This is a genomic window from Anabaena azotica FACHB-119, from assembly GCF_014697625.1.
GTDB classification, from domain to species: Bacteria; Cyanobacteriota; Cyanobacteriia; order Cyanobacteriales; family Nostocaceae; genus Trichormus; species Trichormus azoticus_A.
In genome coordinates, this window is record NZ_JACJSG010000059.1 from 1 (window position 1) to 13,669 (window position 13,669).

A 13,669-nucleotide genomic window follows, 5' to 3' on the forward strand; every position below is an offset into this window, starting at 1 on the left:
CCCACAGAGAGTATTTCTCTGGAAGAATAACTGTAAAAGGCGAAGAGGCACGGCTTTAGCCTGCCTCGTAGCAACAGTTTGAATCACCGTGGCTTTAGCCCGGTGAGAGTCAAGCCCAAACTGATTATTAATTTGTTTAAATTCGTCCACATCGACATAAGCTAATGTTAAAGGGTCTTGATGTCTCAGTGACTTTTCAATCTCATGATTGACTATATCTAAAAAAACTTCTATTGTTTAAACCTATTAGATCATCTGTTCTAGCTAATTTCTCTAAGTTTTTTTAATGTAGCTCTTAGTTGATAAAGCTGATGATTAACAAATAACAAGAAAGTTAACATTAGCAGTGCATTTCAATTATGGGGTGGGGAATATGGCGATCGCTATATTCACGACTTGGCAGGCTTCATCTTTTAATAGATATTTATGTATTTGCACGTATTTGGTCAAAAATTCACAATTCCTTTACCTAAATCAATAAATTTAATGAGAAGATATACTGAAAGCTAATTTGTGAAAAGGATATTAAGGATATACCATTACTTTACTTAGTAAGGTCTTAAGTCAGTGAATACTGATTTTTATTGACTAAAATCCTTAAAAACTTCATAAAACTATTAGTTTAGTTTATGAATTAGCTCTGAATTTTTACCTTTAAAAAAATAATGCTTGATTTTACTGTCGCTATATGCACTTACAACGGTGCTGCTCGTTTACCTCTGGTTTTAGATAAACTCAAAGAGCAAATTCATACAGAAAACTTTCAATGGGAAATTATTGTTATCGACAATAACAGTACAGATAACACATCACAAATTATATTTGACTATCAAGCCAATTGGCCATTATCCTGCTCTCTTAATTATTTCTTTGAGCCAAAGCAAGGGTTAGCCTATGCTCGACAATGTGCAGTAGAAAAAGCCACAGGAAAATTAATCGGATTTCTGGATGATGATAATCTACCAGATGCTAATTGGGTGGCATCTGCTTATGATTTTGGTTGTAAACATCCTCATGCTGGAGCATATGGTGGTCGCATCCTCGCTAACTTTGAAAAGAACCCTCCTAAAGACTTTAAAAGAATATCATTATTCCTGGCGTTGATTGATCGTGGAGGAAATGCTCATATTTATGAGCGTTCTAAAGGTGTACTGCCGCCAGCCGCAGGATTAGTAGTTCGTAGAGAAGTATGGTTAAAAAATGTACCCAGCAAACTATTTCTAGTAGGCAGAGTTAACAAATCTATGCTGGCTAGTGAAGATTTAGAAGCACTAGTATATATTCAAAATGCTGGTTGGGAAATTTGGTATAATCCCAATATGCTGATGTATCATCAAATACCAAATTGGCGATTAGAAAGACAATATCTCATATCCTTAGTACGTGGTATTGGATTAGCTAGACATCATATTCGGATGCTTCGTTTGCAAGTCTGGCAAAGACCTTTATTTAGCATTATCTATCTAATTAATGATATCAGGCGTTTACTAATTCATTTATGGAAGTATAAAGGAGACATCAAGAATAATCTAATTGCTAGTTGTGAATGGGAATTTCTCTTCAGTAGTCTTATTAGCCCATTTTACATTTTATGGATACATAAAAATCAGCAAGAAAGGTATTCTTAATCAAGTGTCTTGTTCAAATTACTGGCAGAATTTAAGATTGAGTAAAAAGACTGGTTGAATATATCAGTCTTACTTTTGACAGGCGAAAAATAGCGTATAATTTGAGTTAACATCTGCAAGGTGGGTGTCATCTACTATAGATACAAAATTAATCTAAGATCAAGGCTTAAAAGATGAAAACTGTCTCCAGCGCAGAACAAATTAGAGAGTCGCTACACCATGCTTTAGGAAAGATAGAAAGCTTTAAAACCTGTGCATTACTGGATTATCCTTCTCATCCTAATATTGGTGATCACTTAATATGGCTTGGCGGTGTAATCTATCTGACCAATGTCATGAAAACAGAAATTAAATATACTTGCAGTATGTATAACTTTTCTGCAAGCACCCTAGAAAAAAACATTGGTAAATCACCTATAGTGTTTCATGGAGGCGGCAATTTAGGAGATTTATGGAGCGAACAGCAGAAATTTAGAGAAAATGTCATATCTAAGTACCGCGATCGCCCAATCATTATCTTACCCCAAAGTATATATTTTAAAAATCAAAATAATTTAGAGAAAACGGCAGAAATATTTAATTCTCATCCTGATTTAACCATATTTGTTCGTGATGATTACAGCTATAAAATAGCTAGCGGAGCCTTTGATAAATGCCGAGTAATTAAAGCACCTGACATGGCTTTGCATATGACCGATTTACAAGATATTTTAGATATTAAAAATCCCCAAGAATCAATACTATATCTTTGTAGGAAAGATAGAGAAATTAATGAAACACAATTAGAAAATAGTTTTGATATACCTAATTTAGTAGTTGAAGATTGGATTACATATCAGTGGAAATTTGGTCATCATAAAAATAAAATGGCGCAGTATCTTGCTAATATGTATAGAGAGGTATGGCAAAGAGGATTAGCTACTCCTCATGAATGGATTTCTAGACAAAAATGGCAAAATTCCTATCCATACGAAGTTAATTTTAATCATGTATATCAACCCTCTATACATAAACTATCATGGGGTTTGATGCACAGTGGAGTTTATCAGTTAAAGCAGCATAAGCTGGTGATCACCAACCGCTTACACGCACATATCATCTGTGTACTTTTCAAGATACCTCATATCTTTTTACCAAACAGTTATTACAAAAATGAGGCTTTCTACGAGGCTTGGACAAAAGAAATTCCATATTGTAAATTTATTAAAGATATTTCTCAAGTAAAAGTTGCTGTACAAGAGCTATTACTATCTGCAAAAATACTTTGATACTCCTGTTCTAAAATCCATTTACCCATAGAAAAGGTAACAGCTTCTAATTCAAAATCTAAGGTTTATACATAATTTTTAAAATACTCACATCTTGCACCTTCTCAATAAGCAGGTGGTGGGCAATGCCCACCCTACGAAATAATAAGGTTTTTGGGCTTCGATTTTCGAGTGGAAGGTAATGGTGCAAGATATAAGAATAGAACCATTCTATCATTTGCGTTTAAATACGTATCATACTTTGGTGTTAAATTGCAATTTTTATCAAAAAACTCCATCCCTTCATAGGGTGCTTTTTTAGTAGCCGCAAGTCGAGATTGGAGATCACCCACATGAAGTTCTAACTTGTGGTTATCTGGGTCGAGAATATACATTGAATCGCCTTCACTCGTATTTGTTTTCCATTGTTTAACACCCAAATTTATCAGGCGATCGCTATATTCCTGAAATTTATCCTCTGGTACACTGAAAGCAATGTGACTATACTCTTGTAGCGGACTTGTACTTGTTTGTGGATCTAAAGATAGACACAACCAAATATTATCAGCTAGCAAATAAGCACCCCTTTGCCATTTAGCGATCGCTTTGCAACCTAAAATGTCTGTGTAAAATGCGAAAGATTTTTCTAGGTCGCAAACAGATAAGGTAATGTGGTTAATACCTGTAATCATTTTTTTATCCTATAAATAATACAAAACCTTAAATTATGTAACAAACTTTTAAAATAAACATCTCTCAGCAGAGGTAAATTTGTTGTAGCTGCCAGATGTTTACCACCGAAGAATCAGATATATCTTGAATTATTTACAACAGATTTACACAATTTCTATAATTTTGGTTTGTTGAGAATCATGAATAGATAGCATAAGAAACCAAAACCGAGTTTTTTTTGCTATCGTGATCCCAACGGAATTATTAAGTATACAGCGAAGATGAAAATACGAGTCTTAGCAGATATTTACCTGTGATTGGCAAAATAACAAAAATAAATCCCAAAAAGTTTAATTCTTAATAAACAGAGCATTAATAGGGGGTAATACTGATGGTGACAGTATCTCAAAACACTTTTACACAATTATCTAAAGAGAAATCGCTAGTTCTCTGGTTTGATGAGGTTGGTATTAAAGATATTGGCTTAGTGGGGGGGAAAAATGCTTCATTAGGAGAAATGATTCAGCAGTTGACACCAAAAGGCGTGAACGTACCGACAGGATTCGCCACAACAGCCTATGCTTATCGTTATTTCATCCAATCGGCTGGGTTAGAAGCCAAATTGCGGGAATTGTTTGCGGACTTGGATGTGGAAGATGTGACAAACTTGCAAGAACGGGGACTAAAAGCGCGATCGCTCCTCATGCACACCCCATTTCCCTTAGAATTACAAGCAGCGATCGCCACAGCCTACCGCAGCCTGTGTGACCAGTACAACCCCGATACAGATGTCGCCGTCCGTTCCAGCGCCACCGCCGAAGACCTCCCCGATGCAAGTTTTGCTGGACAGCAAGAAACCTATCTCAACGTAGTCGGTGTAGATGAAGTATTAACAGCTTGTCATAAATGCTTCGCTTCCCTATTTACAGACCGCGCCATTTCCTATCGTCACACCAAAGGGTTCGACCATTTTAGCGTCGCCTTAGCCGTAGGTGTACAGAAAATGGTACGTTCTGACCTCGCCACCTCTGGAGTCATGTTTTCCATTGACACAGAGACAGGCTTTAAAGATGCAGCATTAATTACAGCCGCCTATGGTTTAGGTGAAAACGTTGTTCAAGGTGCAGTAAATCCAGATGAATATTATGTTTTCAAACCAACATTAAAAGCAGGTTTTAAACCAATTCTTGATAAAAAATTGGGCAGCAAAGAATTAAGAATGGTCTATGACCAAGGTTCCCAATCAACTAAAAATGAACCTGTATCAATCCCAGAACAAAATAAATTTGCTCTCAGTGATGAAGAGATATTACAACTAGCCCATTGGGCTTGTTTAATAGAAGACCATTATTCCCAAGCCCACAATAGCTATACCCCAATGGATATTGAATGGGCAAAAGATGGGATTACTAACCAACTTTTTGTAGTCCAAGCACGTCCCGAAACCGTCCAGTCGCAGAAGAATGGTAACGTGTTGCGGAGTTATCGGTTAGGACAGGGGACAGGGGACAGGGAACAGGGGACAGGGAACTTACTTACTCCTCATTCCCTACTCCCCCTTGTGACTGGACGTGCTATTGGTGAAGCGATTAGCCAAGGGAAAGCAAGGGTCATTTTAGACCCTAAACAAATAGCACAATTCCAAGCTGGGGAAGTTTTGGTGACAGAGAGAACTGACCCCGACTGGGAACCAATTATGAAACGTGCTAGTGCCATTATTACTAATTCTGGTGGTCGTACCTGTCATGCCGCAATTATTGCACGGGAATTGGGTGTGCCGGCGATCGTTGGCTGTGGTAACGCTACGCAAGTGTTAACCACTGGTCAAGAGGTGACGGTTTCTTGTGCGGAAGGGGAAGAGGGGAAGGTTTATCCAGGGTTATTACCTTTCGAGGTCGAAGAAATAGCTTTGGAGAACTTACCCCGCACCCGTACCCAAATCTTGATGAACGTGGGAAATCCCCAAGAAGCCTTTAGTTTATCTGCTATTCCTAACGATGGTGTTGGTTTAGCACGTACAGAGTTTATCATTGCTAATCAAATCCAAGTTCATCCTTTGGCGTTGATACATTATGACAAATTGAAGGATGTAGAAGAAAAGGCTAAAGTTACGGCAATTACAGCCATGTATGATGATAAACCCCAGTATTTTGTCGATAAATTAGCCCAAGGTGTGGGGAGAATTGCGGCGGCTTTTTATCCCAGACCTGTGATTGTGCGAATGTCAGATTTTAAGAGTAATGAATATCGCAATCTTGCTGGCGGGTCACAGTTTGAACCAGAAGAGGAAAACCCGATGCTTGGTTGGCGGGGGGCTGCACGTTACTATGATGCTGGTTATAGAGAAGGCTTTGCTTTAGAATGTCATGCTATCAAGCGAGTACGGGATGAGATGGGTTTAACTAACGTCATTCCCATGATTCCTTTCTGTCGCACACCAGAGGAAGGACGCTTGGTTTTAGCCCAGATGGCGCAACATGGTTTGCAACAAGGTGTTAATGACTTACAGGTTTATGTCATGTGTGAGTTACCAAGTAATGTCATCTTAGCTGAACAGTTCGCTGAGGTGTTTGACGGCTTTTCCATTGGTTCCAATGACCTGACTCAGTTAACACTGGGGTTAGATAGAGATTCGGCTTTGGTAGCCAGATTATTTGACGAACGTAGCCCGGCTGTGAAACAAATGGTGAAAATGGCGATCGCATCTGCCAAAAAACAGCACCGCAAAATCGGTATCTGCGGACAAGCACCCAGCGATTATCCAGAATTTGCCCAGTTTTTAGTAGAAGAAGGCATCGACTCTATTAGTCTTAATCCTGACTCTGTATTAAAGACGATGTTGGAAATAGCCAAGGTAGAACAACAAATGTCAAGTTAACACACAATACAGTAGCGTCACCGGGCTAAAATATTGCACCAATAAACTATACATATCAACAGTATAAGAAATTCATGCAAGAAATTAGTCTGGTGACACTAACAAATTGTCTATAATGACAGTAAGAAACTACATCCTTGCCAAAGCTGCAACTTTGGATAGTTTGTCTTTACCTAAACCTTCAAGTTCTTGCAGATGCAGCCAACCATCTTTAACTAATCCAGCGAAGACGAACAGCAAAGCTGAGTATTGGTAATTATATTTACCCTCAATTTCGTGCCTTCTAGCACTTAAAAAATCATGTAATTGCCAAAGATCGTTCAACTCTTGGAGCGAACAAACCTCCTGTTGAACTTGTTTTAGTAAAGCCTCAATCTCTCGCTTATAGGCTTGATCAAAGGCAGTCTTGGCTATATTTTTCTCGATATCAGTCCACTCAGCTTCACTCACTTGCATGATCCAATCTAAAATTTGTTATTAATTGGTTAGGATTTTTTGCTTAGGATAATTGAGCGCCCTTGATTAAAAGAGCGCTCAGTGCGATGGGCTGCGCCCCGCCGTAGGCGATCGCTAGCTATTTAGTTACTGGAAATTACCTTATTTCCCTAACGAACCAAGTTCAACAGTTCTTTGGGAGAGGCTAGCAAGTCAATGGCTACAAAGAAGATTTTACCTTCAGGGTTGATCAGGAACCGCCAAGCCATGTTCATACCTACTGCAGCACCAAACCAAGGAGTCTGAACTTTACCTGTCACTTTCACCTGAGTGTAACCATCCTCGGCGGGTTCAGCTACACCGCGCTCTGGGAGCAAATTGAGGTTCTGACACTCTTCGCGGAAGAACCGCAGAATTGCATCTTTGCCAACAATTGGTCTTTGGAAAGGAGGTTGTAAAGCCCCGTCTTCCACAAACAACTTGATCAGTTCATCAAAGTCGTTAGCGTTCAAGTTGTTCATGTAATTCAACACGGTGGAATTGTTAATCCCCTCGATTTTGACTTGATTGCGCTGGGAAATATCTTTAGGTGCAACGACTGGTTCAGAAATTCTAGTGTAACCGCCTAATTTACCTGCATCATACCCCATATCTACAACAGAGCTTCTCAAGACGGTAATCTGTTGTCCTTGATCAAGAGTTTTCAATGTTTCTAATACTGCATTAGCATTGGCTGAAAGCTGATAACCAGCAGGAATTGGTGCAACAACGCCTTGCTCCATCCATTCACCAAGTTGATTCCAAAAGCCTAGTTTGATGTTAGCCGACCATGTAGCATAGGTACGACAAATAGGCGTATCTGTATGGTTTGCTAGATCGCACATCACCTGAGTTTGCTCCTCAAAGGTCATTTGCTTGATCTCATTCAGGATTGCTTCTGCAAACTGCATACTGGCTGCACCAGGAGCAGCCACTGTAACGGTTTTACCCATCTCTAAGAAAGCGAACCATGTCCACGCCAGTTGATCCTCAGCACTCAGTTGGTTGAATCGTGCAATCAAAGCTGGCACAGCATCCGCCTGTAGTGTGTTAGGAAAAATCCGACGAGCGGAATCGATACTAATTGCCATACAGAGGGCTACCTTGCGAAGTTTTTACCTGAGAAAAGGCGAAGCAAAAGGTCTTTGAAGATACATTTTTGCTCCTGTGTTTAAAGTATCACAAAAGTTTGCATAATTTAAACAAAGTTTACATTTTTCAGTAATTTGACTTTGTTAAGGGCTGTGATCCATTAGGAATCTACTTTACAGGGATAGTTCAAAATATGAGCGACATAGTAAATTATAAGAGTTTAGTTACATTTATTGACAGATGAAGGTAAATATTAAGCTGTAGGGTGTGTGACGCTACAGAAAATATTTGAACGTAGTCACCAGACTTGTAGCGTCACGCACCAACCACCAATTGTGACACTTGCGTAAGTCCTGTTATTGACAGATGAAGGTAAATATTAAGTTATCTCACGGTTAAAACAGTTATCAGTTATCAGTTATCAGTTATCAGCCTGACGGCGTATGGTGGGGGATAAACAAGGGCCATCCTACGCCTTCCACCAATTGATGTGGTGTTTCACCAACGTATTTAACTGATAACTGTTTACTGTTCACTGTTGAGGTGGCAAAGTGGGCAATAGAAGCATAACAAGCTATGGTGATATACGGATTTAATTGCTATCCTCTTTGTTGATCAATCTTTGCGGGAAGACCCCATGCGAAACTGAGTGGAGCTAGGCATGGGAGAGCAAAGCCAAAGTCTATGGCACTTAACTAATTGACTCGAATTGGATAAGTATTGTAACGCCGATAAAACTAATGACTAATGACTAAAAACCTTTATCGAATTGGCTTATTGACTATCTTTTTGCTGTCCCTGTCTTTACGGTTTTGGGGACTGTGGAGATTTAATACTCTGGTATTCGATGAAATTTACTACGCTAAATTCGGTCAAGACTATCTTAACCATTTACCCTTTTTTGATGGTCATCCACCTTTAGGTAAGTATATGATTGCTTTGGGGATGTGGCTGAGTAGCTATATTCCTTTTTGGCAAGAGGGAGTCAATGGGTTGACTGGTGCATTGCGATCGCCTTGGAGTTATCGTTGGATGAATGCCCTGTGTGGCTCATTTATTCCCATATTTACTGCTAATATTGCCTATCAAATCAGTAACCGTCCCGGATTTGCTTTACTTGCTGGTTTATTTACGGCTCTTGACGGTCTGTTTCTGGTTGAATCTCGTTACGCACTCATCAATATTTATATCGTCATATTTGGCTTATTAGGGCAATGGTTATTCTTATTAGCATTAGCTCATCAAAGACAAAAACGTAATTTGTATTTACTACTAGCTGGTGTGGCTTTTGGTGCTTCAATTGCCACAAAATGGAATGGATTATTTTATTTAGTCGGGATTTATTTAATTTGGGTTTTTGCTTGGATTTGGCAGTTAATTACAGGTAAGAATCAATCAACGGATGAGCAAATAGACAATACATCTAGTATATCATCCCTGCACAAACTTACACAAATAAATATTAGGCAAATTATCCTATTCTTAGGCATTATTCCTACTGTAATTTATAGTTTAATTTGGATTCCTCATCTACAAATAAATCCCAAATACAACTTTATCCAAGTTCATAAAGAAATTCTAGCTTTTCACGAACGCCTGGGTGGTAATACTGCACAAGTACATCCTTATTGTGCTGCTTGGTATAAATGGCCGTTGCTGACTAGACCAATGGCATATTATTATCAAACGGCTCAAAGTGTTAATGACCCATTACCCGTATTGGGGCCGCCTTTACCTAGCGGTGCAGGGAAAGTCATTTATGATGTTCATGCAATGGGTAATCCTTTTTTATGGTGGTTTAGCGTTGCAGCTTTATTATTTCTGTTGGGGATGCTAATAGCAAAAGTGGCGATTCCTTTAAGCAAACAACAGCCTCTGACTTTGCCAAGAAAACTTTCTCTTGATACTTGGATTGCTATATATATAGTGTTGAATTATGCTGTTAATTTATTACCTTGGACTAGGGTATCGCGGTGTGCGTTTATTTATCATTATATGACGGCTGTAGTGTTTGCATTTTTAGCGATCGCTTGGTTTGTGGATCAATGTCTCCGTAGTTATCATCGCCCATTGCGGATTGCAGGTGTGACGATTTCCTTTATAATTATCGCTGCGTTTATTTTTTGGCTACCTGTTTATTTAGGTTTACCGATTTCTCCTGAAGGTTATAACATAAGGATGTGGTTTAGGTCTTGGGTGTAGAAGAAAATCCCCAACTTGTTAAAAGGTTTTGGTAATGGGTAATAGTGGATAGATAATTGCTTTGTGCCATTACCAATTACCAATTACCAATTACCAATTACCCATTACCCATTCCCAATTACCAATTACCAATTACCAACCCCCAAGATATAGTCAGTGTTTAAGCGGAAATGATATAAATAAGAATTATTTAGGCTTCAAGCTATCCAAAGCTAAATTTAATTGCAAAACATTGACTCCAGGTTCACCAAAAATGCCCAGAAAGCGGCTATCAGTATTTTGAGTAATTAAAGTTTCTAGCTGTTGGGGTGGGAGTCCGCGCACTTTGGCGATGCGGGAAACTTGCGCTCTGGCAGCTTGTGGGGTAATGTGGGGGTCAAGACTGGAAGCAGATGTGTAGACTAAATCAGCAGTTGGCTGGATACCAGATGTTTGTAAACGGTTTAAATCTTCAGCTTTGATGCGTTCTGTTAATTGGGGATTACTAGGAGCCAAATTACTAGCACCAGAAACCCCTGTTTGTAAAACTAGATTATCATCTTTGTTGGGGTTAGCTGTGCTGTAGGCAGTTGTGCTGGGGCGGGAGTTAAAATAGCGATCGCTACTAAATGGTTGACCAATTAAAGCAGAACCCAAAACTTGACCCCGACTATCCCTAATTAAACTACCATTTGCCTGATGAGGAAATACAAACTGCCCAACAGTAATCATCAAAAAAGGATAAATCACAGCAGCAATTACCCAGAGTACAAAAGTAGAACGAATTGCTCTGCTAGCTTCGCGTGCAAAACTCATTAGAATTTCTCCGGTATAAACATCACAAAAAATAGATAAATAGAAACACCCAACGTTGCTATTCCTAAAAGCCCCAAAGCCCAAGCCTGTGTCCGGGAAAACTCATCACCAGTAGCTGCATAAACAACAGGCGCAACCACAAGATTAAAACACATCCCCAAAAATATATACAAAGGCAACCGATACCTACCAAAAACCAAATACCTGCTCATATTTTTATTCCTCAAATCAGTTATCAGTTATCAGTTATCAGTTTGGTATGGTGTTTCACCAACCTATTTAACTGATAAATGTTCACTGTTCACTGTAAAAAAACGTGAGTTCGACAAGTTTTTTTGACCTCTCCCCCAACCCCTCTCCGACGCGGAGAGGGGAGTATGGAGTATGAGATATCAACGAAAAATTAGGCTTTTAAAGCCTCTCTCCTTGTAGGGGAGAGGTTTGGAGAGGGGTTTTTTCCAGCCGTCGAACTCACGTTAAAAAAACTCCGCGCTAACCTCTGCGTCCCTCTGCGTTTCCACACCCTATTAAGAAAAAGGCAAAATTACATCAATCAACTTAATCGCAATAAAAGGCGCAACCACACCACCAAGCCCATAGATAAAGATGTTCCTTCTCAATAATTGGTCTGCTGTTAGAGGTCGAAATTTCACACCCCTAAGTGCTAACGGAATCAATACCGGAATGATTAAAGCGTTATAAATCAACGCCGAAATAATGGCAGATTGAGCGCTTTTTAAACCCATAATATTCAGTGCGCTAATACCAGCCGCCCCAAAGATAGTAGGCAAAATCGCAAAATATTTAGCGATATCATTAGCAATAGAAAAAGTTGTCAAAGCACCACGAGTAATTAACAATTGTTTACCAATTGTCACTAAATCAATTAACTTAGTAGGGTCAGAATCTAAATCCACCATATTAGCCGCCTCTTTAGCAGCTTGCGTTCCAGAGTTCATCGCCACACCAACATTAGCTTGAGCCAGGGCTGGTGCATCATTCGTACCATCGCCAGTCATGGCGACTAACTTACCCTGAGATTGTTCTTTACGAATAACATCAATCTTGTCTTCCGGTGTGGCTTCGGCGATGAAATCATCAACTCCTGCTTCTTTGGCTATGACTTCCGCCGTAATGCGGTTGTCACCTGTCAGCATAATGGTCTTCACACCCATACGTCGCAATTGATCAAACCTTTCTCGCAAACCGGGTTTGACAATATCTTTGAGATAGATTACCCCAAAAATTTGGTTATCTTGACAGACAGCTAAAGGTGTGCCTCCTAACCGGGAAACACGCTCATAGGCTGCATCCAGGTCAGGAGGAACCGCACCACCACGAGAACGGACAAAACCCTTAATCGCATCTACTGCACCCTTGCGGACTTCCTTCCCGTTGGGTAAATTTGTGCCACTCATGCGAGTTTTGGCGGAAAATTCCACACCTTCGGCTTGGCTGAGGTGAAAATCTGCGGTAATTTCATATCTTTGTGCAAGTTTGATAATTGATTTACCTTCGGGTGTTTCATCAAACACACTAGCAAATTGTGCAACTCTGGCTACATCTTCCACTGTATAGCTATTTACAGGGATAAACTCATCAGCCATACGGTTGCCCAAGGTGATAGTACCTGTTTTATCTAATACTAGACTATTGATATCACCGCAGGCTTCTACTGCTCGTCCAGAAGTGGCGATGACGTTAAATTGCGCGACTCTATCCATACCGGCGATGCCAATGGCACTCAGCAAACCGCCGATGGTTGTGGGAATCAAAGCTACTAATAGAGAAATCAGTATAGCTATACTTGCACCTGCGCGTAAACTATTTGCCGCCTCTACCCCGAAGACAGTGCTGATGAAGTTAGCAATGTAGTTGACAAAAGAGGGCATAGTTGCAACTACGATTAAGAAAACCTGCGTTAGTACGGCTAACAATACTGTTAAAGCAATCTCATTGGGCGTTTTAGAACGTTCTGCGCCTTCTACAAGGGAAATCATCCGGTCAATAAAACCCTGACCAGGGTCAGCCGTAATGCGAATGATTAATTCATCGGAAAGTAGGCGTGTTCCTCCCGTGACAGAACTGGCAATATCTGTACCTGGTTGCTTAAGAACAGGGGCAGATTCGCCTGTAATGGCTGACTCATCCACCGCACCAATACCTTGTATGACTTCTCCATCGGCGGGAATCAGATTATTAGCAACTACTTTGACTAAATCGCCTCGTCGCAGTTGGGTAGAATTGACTTGTTCTATAGAACCATTGGGTAAGACTTTGTGGGCGAGGGTATCAGAACGTGTAGCCCTTAAGGTATCTGCTTGGGCTTTACCGCGTCCTTCGGCTACGGCTTCTGCGAAGTTAGCAAATAGGACTGTGAAAAATAAAATTAGGGTAATCAACCCGTTAAGTAGACGTTGTTGGTTGATATTTGCCTGTACTGTGCCGAATAAATTGGGGTTGAGAGTGACTAGAAAGGTGACAATTGTCCCTAGCCAGACAACAAACATCACGGGGTTTTTGACGGCTATTTGGGGATGGAGTTTGACAAATGACTCTTTAATCGCTCTTTGATAGAGTCCGCGCATATCTGCTTTTGGAGTATGTTTGCGCGAGTCACGAGTTCCATGAGGGAGATGAGATAGCGATCGCATAAAATTAGTTGACAGTTGACAGTTGAC

At 40.0% G+C, this 13,669-nt stretch carries 10 protein-coding genes and 1 pseudogene; 4 read left to right on the forward strand and 7 right to left on the reverse strand.

The window, feature by feature from the left end:
• Positions 1-234: diguanylate cyclase domain-containing protein (locus tag H6G83_RS35640; RefSeq protein WP_313937401.1), on the reverse strand; the 234-nt coding region annotated here is incomplete at its 3' end.
• A 431-nt stretch (positions 235-665) separates the two neighbouring features.
• Between H6G83_RS35640 and hpsE the strand changes: the two genes are divergently transcribed.
• Both hpsE and H6G83_RS29785 read left to right on the forward strand, forming a co-directional pair.
• Positions 666-1,628, forward strand: a complete 963-nt coding sequence (gene hpsE / locus H6G83_RS29780; protein ID WP_190478842.1) for a hormogonium polysaccharide biosynthesis glycosyltransferase HpsE — start codon at positions 666-668, stop codon at positions 1,626-1,628.
• 173 nt (positions 1,629-1,801) lie between these two features.
• Positions 1,802-2,896 carry a polysaccharide pyruvyl transferase family protein gene (locus tag H6G83_RS29785; RefSeq protein WP_190478844.1) on the forward strand — a complete coding sequence of 365 codons (1,095 nt, stop codon included), beginning with the start codon at positions 1,802-1,804 and terminating at the stop codon, positions 2,894-2,896.
• Between the two features lie 263 nt (positions 2,897-3,159).
• Here H6G83_RS29785 and H6G83_RS29790 read toward each other — a convergent pair.
• A pseudogene (locus H6G83_RS29790) lies at positions 3,160-3,567 on the reverse strand (fosfomycin resistance glutathione transferase); the annotation flags it as partial.
• Positions 3,568-3,938: 371 nt separating this feature from the next.
• On the opposite strand from H6G83_RS29790, the gene ppsA reads away from it, so the two are divergent.
• On the forward strand, positions 3,939-6,425 hold the full coding sequence (gene ppsA / locus H6G83_RS29795) for a phosphoenolpyruvate synthase (RefSeq protein ID WP_190478847.1): 2,487 nt from the start codon (positions 3,939-3,941) through the stop codon (positions 6,423-6,425).
• A gap of 129 nt (positions 6,426-6,554) precedes the next feature.
• Here the strand turns inward: ppsA and H6G83_RS29800 are convergent, their stop codons facing one another.
• Both H6G83_RS29800 and H6G83_RS29805 read right to left on the reverse strand, forming a co-directional pair.
• Complete coding sequence (locus H6G83_RS29800) at positions 6,555-6,881, reverse strand: hypothetical protein (RefSeq protein ID WP_190478850.1); 327 nt, start codon at positions 6,879-6,881, stop codon at positions 6,555-6,557.
• A 149-nt stretch (positions 6,882-7,030) separates the two neighbouring features.
• Positions 7,031-7,990, reverse strand: coding sequence for an orange carotenoid-binding protein (locus tag H6G83_RS29805; protein ID WP_190478852.1), 960 nt, complete (start codon positions 7,988-7,990; stop codon positions 7,031-7,033).
• Between the two features lie 748 nt (positions 7,991-8,738).
• Between H6G83_RS29805 and H6G83_RS29810 the strand changes: the two genes are divergently transcribed.
• On the forward strand, positions 8,739-10,193 hold the full coding sequence (locus H6G83_RS29810) for a dolichyl-phosphate-mannose--protein mannosyltransferase (protein WP_190478853.1): 1,455 nt from the start codon (positions 8,739-8,741) through the stop codon (positions 10,191-10,193).
• A gap of 186 nt (positions 10,194-10,379) precedes the next feature.
• Here H6G83_RS29810 and kdpC read toward each other — a convergent pair whose 3' ends face one another.
• The 3 genes from kdpC to kdpB all read right to left on the reverse strand — a co-directional run bounded on the left by kdpC (position 10,380) and on the right by kdpB (position 13,642).
• Positions 10,380-10,988, reverse strand: a complete 609-nt coding sequence (gene kdpC / locus H6G83_RS29815; protein ID WP_190478855.1) for a K(+)-transporting ATPase subunit C — start codon at positions 10,986-10,988, stop codon at positions 10,380-10,382.
• Positions 10,988-11,200, reverse strand: a complete 213-nt coding sequence (locus tag H6G83_RS29820; RefSeq protein ID WP_190478857.1) for a potassium-transporting ATPase subunit F — start codon at positions 11,198-11,200, stop codon at positions 10,988-10,990. Before H6G83_RS29820 ends, kdpC begins: the two co-directional genes overlap by 1 nt.
• A 315-nt stretch (positions 11,201-11,515) precedes the next feature.
• Positions 11,516-13,642, reverse strand: a complete 2,127-nt coding sequence (gene kdpB, locus H6G83_RS29825) for a potassium-transporting ATPase subunit KdpB (protein WP_190478859.1) — start codon at positions 13,640-13,642, stop codon at positions 11,516-11,518.
• Between the last annotated feature and the right edge of the window lie 27 nt (positions 13,643-13,669).

What these genes read in the sequence shown, in the direction of transcription:
- ppsA (WP_190478847.1), top strand. Translation starts at nt 3,939, where the DNA reads ATGGTGACAGTATCTCAAAACACTTTTACACAATTATCTAAAGAGAAA.
- H6G83_RS29810 (WP_190478853.1), top strand. Translation starts at nt 8,739, where the DNA reads ATGACTAAAAACCTTTATCGAATTGGCTTATTGACTATCTTTTTGCTG.
- H6G83_RS29820 (WP_190478857.1), bottom strand. Translation starts at nt 11,200, where the DNA reads ATGAGCAGGTATTTGGTTTTTGGTAGGTATCGGTTGCCTTTGTATATA.
- H6G83_RS29805 (WP_190478852.1), bottom strand. Translation starts at nt 7,990, where the DNA reads ATGGCAATTAGTATCGATTCCGCTCGTCGGATTTTTCCTAACACACTA.
- H6G83_RS29800 (WP_190478850.1), bottom strand. Translation starts at nt 6,881, where the DNA reads ATGCAAGTGAGTGAAGCTGAGTGGACTGATATCGAGAAAAATATAGCC.
- H6G83_RS29785 (WP_190478844.1), top strand. Translation starts at nt 1,802, where the DNA reads ATGAAAACTGTCTCCAGCGCAGAACAAATTAGAGAGTCGCTACACCAT.
- hpsE (WP_190478842.1), top strand. Translation starts at nt 666, where the DNA reads ATGCTTGATTTTACTGTCGCTATATGCACTTACAACGGTGCTGCTCGT.
- kdpB (WP_190478859.1), bottom strand. Translation starts at nt 13,642, where the DNA reads ATGCGATCGCTATCTCATCTCCCTCATGGAACTCGTGACTCGCGCAAA.
- kdpC (WP_190478855.1), bottom strand. Translation starts at nt 10,988, where the DNA reads ATGAGTTTTGCACGCGAAGCTAGCAGAGCAATTCGTTCTACTTTTGTA.